This is a genomic window from Oleiphilus sp. HI0123 (genome assembly GCF_001635315.1).
Map to the genome: position 1 here is coordinate 1 of NZ_LWGE01001179.1, position 4,489 is coordinate 4,489.

A 4,489-nucleotide genomic window follows, 5' to 3' on the forward strand; every position below is an offset into this window, starting at 1 on the left:
ATTGAAGAGCTATCTACACAGGTAACCGACTCAGCCCCAAATGCAGCGGCTTGAACTCCCCAACCGCCCACATAGCTATACAAGTCCAGCACGCGCTTACCTTTAACATAGTCTTTTAAGCGCGCCCGATTCATGCGGTGATCATAAAACCAGCCTGTTTTTTGCCCCTTCATAACTGGTGCAAGAAAACGAACACCGTTCTCTTCCAGTTCGGCGTCTTCAAGCTCCTCTCCCATAGCAAGCGAAACATAGGACTCGAGATTCTCGGCAGATCTCATCTTGCCATTATTTTTAAACAAAATCGTTTTCGGTCGACAAACCTTCTCAAGTGCCGAAACGATTTCATCCTTTAAAGACTCCATTCCAGCACTCGAAATCTGAACAACAAATACGTCTTTAAAGCGGTCAATCACCAGGCCAGGCAACATATCACTATCACCATAAACCAAGCGATAAGAATTCCCATCAAAGGCTTGCTCTCTGAGGGACAAAGCGATCTTTAACCTGTGCCTGAGCAAAGACTGGTCCATTGCCTGTGCAGGGTCCCGGCTAATCATTCGACCAGCGATGAGTGATGCAGGAGAAATAAAAGCCCGGCCAATCGCTTTACCCGCCTGGTTGACCACAATAGCTTGTTCGCCTGGCGCAAACTGTTTTAAGGGACTTTGCTTGGTATCAATCTCATTGCTATATATCCAGAGGTGACCCTGTTTTAGTCTCTTGTCAGCCCCTTTATTCAGGCAAAGCGTTTTAGGCTGGTCAGTCATCGTACACCTCTCGATATTTTAGTTAGCTTGAATTGGGCGGCAGTATATCAAGCAAGCCGATTTAGGCCCATTTTTATTCTGCTCATCGTTAGCTTATTTCTCAATTCATCCTACAATTACTAGGTTAATTATCAGTATTTGTAATAAAGCAAGTCACAGGCAGCAGCAAATTATGAGCAACCAACTCACCGAAGCCCAGGTCAAAAAAATTCTTCAAGGCATTCATGTACCTCCACAACCCCAGATTCTTGTGGACTTACAAATGGAACAGATCATGCCGGCCCCGGATATTCAACGAATAGCCAATTTAATCGCGAAGGATGTTGGCTTATCCGGCACCATGCTGAAATTTGTTAATTCACCATTTTATGGTCTGGCAAATAAAATCACCTCCATTGAGCAAGCGGTATCACTACTGGGTATTCATACCGTTATTAATATCTTGAATGGCCTGGCAATCAAAGGTGAAATGTCAGATGAAGCCATCATTGAATTAACCTCTTTTTGGGATACCGCAAACGACATAGCGATGGTCTGCGCAGCGGTTGCCAAAAAAGTCGGCTACCGCACGCCAGACGAAGCTTATGCATTAGGCTTGTTCCATAATGCGGGTATTCCTCTCATGCTTTCACGCTTCGATGATTATATCACCGTCATGGAAAAAACTTATTCCGGCCAGCATGAGCGAGTCATTGACTTAGAGAATGAAAAATTCAACACCAATCACTGTGTCGTCGGTTATTTCACCGCCAAGTCATGGAACCTCCCTGAGCATATCTGCCAAGTTATTGCCGAACACCATAACACCAAGCAAGTGTTTGCAGTTAAAGACGGCAAAAACCAGCAGCAGAAAACCTTGCTGGCAGTTCTTAAACTGGCTGAGCATATTTGCGGAAACTACAAAGTACTTGGCCTACAAGATAGCGACCCGGAATGGGAAGATAGCCAAGATGACATATTAGAATACCTAGGCTTAACTGCTTACGATATCGAAGACCTTAAAGTAGGTTTCATTGAAATGGGTGTCACCGTTTATTGAACAAGAGTCTTTAAAACAAAAAAGGGAGAGTCTCTGACTCTCCCTTTTTTATTCAAGAAAATAAATACTCAGCCTTTGAAGGCTTTTACTTAACCTGCATGCCTTGGTATACGCTATCAAGCTGAGGTTTAACTAAATCTTCAGTATCTTCACCATTGCTTTCCTTGATCGCCAAGTTCAAATTCCATAGCTGATCAAACTTCTCAACGGCAACAGCCTTATTGGCCGCTTTATCACGTAAAATCGTTGGTTTTAGGAATACCACCAAGTTCTGCTTATTTACAACCTTCTGAGTACTTCTAAATAAAGCACCTAACCAGGGAATATCACCCAGCAATGGAACCTTGCTTTCTTGGTAAGTTTCGTCATCACGAATTAGGCCGCCCAGAACAATAGTCTCGCCATCATCAGCCAGAACATTCGTCTTAATCTGACGTTTCGAGGTAATAATATCGGCTCCAGCCGTTGACGGAGAAACGCCTGATATTTCCTGTTCAATTTCCAAACGAACTAAATTGCCATCACTGATACTTGGCGTCACAATCAACTTAACACCGACATCCTGACGCTCAATCGTAGTAAACGGGTCCGACGTTCCAGCACCGGAAGAAGTAGACTGACCTGTGATAATTGGAACATTCTCACCAACAATGATAGATGACTCCTGATTATCCATGGTTATCACTTTAGGTGTAGAAAGAACATTTGCGCTAGCATCACCTTCAAGCGCCTGGATCAGGCCACCCCAGCTTACACCACTTTCACTTGTTCGCCCAAAACCTGCGGTAATACCATCACTCGCACCAATACCTGAGACGTTAAGATCACCATCATCACTGCTATCTTGCGCGATCAACGCTGACAATACATTCGCCGTCGCAATTCCCGCATCAGAGAAGTTTGTAAATACACCTGGAACCGATGCACCCTGATCATACAAGGCCCACTGAATACCAAGTTTGTCATTCAGGTCATCTTTAATTTCAACTATCGCAGCCTCGATCAGTACCTGAGCTCGGCGAACATCAAGTTGCTCAATGACACCATCGAGCTCCTGAATCACTGAAGGTTCTGCTCTAATAACCAGCGCATTCAAACCTTCATCAGCATAAACACTCGCTTCTGAAGATTGGCTTTTACCCTTACCCTTAGCACCCTCACTACTAATATCGCCCATTAGCCCCTTTAACAACTCAGCTAACTCTCCAGCATCCGCATGTTTAAGTCGGACTACCTTGGTTTTACCACCCGTGGATGAAGGTTGATCCAGTTTGGCTATCAACTCTCGCATTTTCTCCCGGAATGCCTCATCGCCTCGAAGGATAAGCCGATTGCTGCGCTGATCTGCAACAACACTAAATTTATTGCCGCCACTTTTTCCTTTAGCTTTACTCAGCTCGCTAGGTGCTAACTCTTCTAAGAGCTTTACCATATCACCAACCCATGCTTCTTTAAGCTGAACAACTTCAAGTTCATATTTAGAAGGGCTATCCAGCTCATCAATAATCTTACTAATTCGTTTTATGTTCGCCAGGTGATCACTAATAATCAAAGCATTGGCAGCTGCGACACCCGCAAGGTGTCCATATTTTGCCACCATCGGTCTAAGAATCGGAACCAACTCTAAAGCACGAGCATTGTTAACCTGAATTACCCGCGTAACGATTTGCTCTGATGGTACCTTTTTCAAAAAACGATCGTTCTGAGCACTCTGCTTGGCATCATTTTGTCTGACAATCTTGATCACTTCCTGGCCAGGTATCGCTGCAAAGCCATGCACCCCCAAGACGGATAAAAACATTTCGTAAACAGCAGATTTATTCATTGAAGCATTAGAAATAACCGTGACCTTACCCTTAACTCGAGGGTCAATAACAAAGCTATAACCTGTTATATCGGCAACCTGACTAACAAATGCTCTGACATCCGCATCCTTCAGATTTACCTTCCAGGTTTGCTCCTCACCGAAGGCACTCCCGCTAAATACCAGCGCGGCACAAACAACCAAGTGCACCAACCTGAGACGGACCATACTGAACATGTTCTTTCCTAATGTAGACTTCATAACAATCACTTTACACTTAAGTCATTTGCATTACTGGGCTTGAGCCCGCAATTTTTTTATCTCAAAGGGTAGTTAATATAAAAGCTGGCGCCATCTCGCATCACTTCTACTTCCAAACTACCTTGCTCATAGAGACTTTTCATTAACTCTTTATCGCGCTGAATATCACCAAGGTTATGACCATTCACCGAGCGTATCACATCACCCTTGTTAAGATTTAGCCCCGACAACATTGGGTTTCCACCTTGGTAAACATACCCCTCTGAAGAAGCTTTCAGCCCAACTGAGCCCAATGCAGCGACAGGATCTTCCTGTAAGCGCTCTGCAGCCTCATCCATAAATTGCTGAGGCGTTTCTACTGATTCCACCCTTGCTCTTCTTTTCGGCTGGGCTTTAACCGGCGTTACCTTAGAAAAACTGCTACTGCCTTTGATGCTCTTCTTTTCTTCAAAAGCCAAAGTTTCTAGCCTTCCGTTACGCCTCAAGAGAATACGATCACTATATACCTCTTCCAAAGTGGCCCTGCCTGGTAGGGCATCACCTATGCCATAGTAATCCGCCTTCTTGCCAATCTCTTCTACTATAGCACCCGATGCGCCAGCCTGCTCTGACATAAAA

General features: G+C 44.5%; 4 protein-coding genes. 1 reads left to right on the forward strand and 3 read right to left on the reverse strand.

The genetic code is table 11. The features are described 5' to 3' along the window. The coding region (locus A3761_RS13005; protein WP_197473040.1) for a class I SAM-dependent rRNA methyltransferase at positions 1-767 on the reverse strand (767 nt) is incomplete at its 3' end. A gap of 172 nt (positions 768-939) precedes the next feature. Here A3761_RS13005 and A3761_RS13010 point away from each other — a divergent pair. Continuing rightward, positions 940-1,806 carry an HDOD domain-containing protein gene (locus tag A3761_RS13010; RefSeq protein WP_068509039.1) on the forward strand — a complete coding sequence of 289 codons (867 nt, stop codon included), beginning with the start codon at positions 940-942 and terminating at the stop codon, positions 1,804-1,806. Between the two features lie 85 nt (positions 1,807-1,891). Here the strand turns inward: A3761_RS13010 and gspD are convergent, their stop codons facing one another. Further along, positions 1,892-3,871 carry a type II secretion system secretin GspD gene (gene gspD, locus A3761_RS13015; RefSeq protein WP_231872239.1) on the reverse strand — a complete coding sequence of 660 codons (1,980 nt, stop codon included), beginning with the start codon at positions 3,869-3,871 and terminating at the stop codon, positions 1,892-1,894. Between the two features lie 56 nt (positions 3,872-3,927). After that, on the reverse strand, positions 3,928-4,489 hold a 562-nt coding region (locus tag A3761_RS13020; RefSeq protein ID WP_304439611.1), incomplete at its 5' end, for a type II secretion system protein N.

Excerpts from the sequence above, each read along its gene's own strand:
- A3761_RS13010 (WP_068509039.1), top strand. The coding sequence starts at position 940 with ATGAGCAACCAACTCACCGAAGCCCAGGTCAAAAAAATTCTTCAAGGC.
- gspD (WP_231872239.1), bottom strand. The coding sequence starts at position 3,871 with ATGAAGTCTACATTAGGAAAGAACATGTTCAGTATGGTCCGTCTCAGG.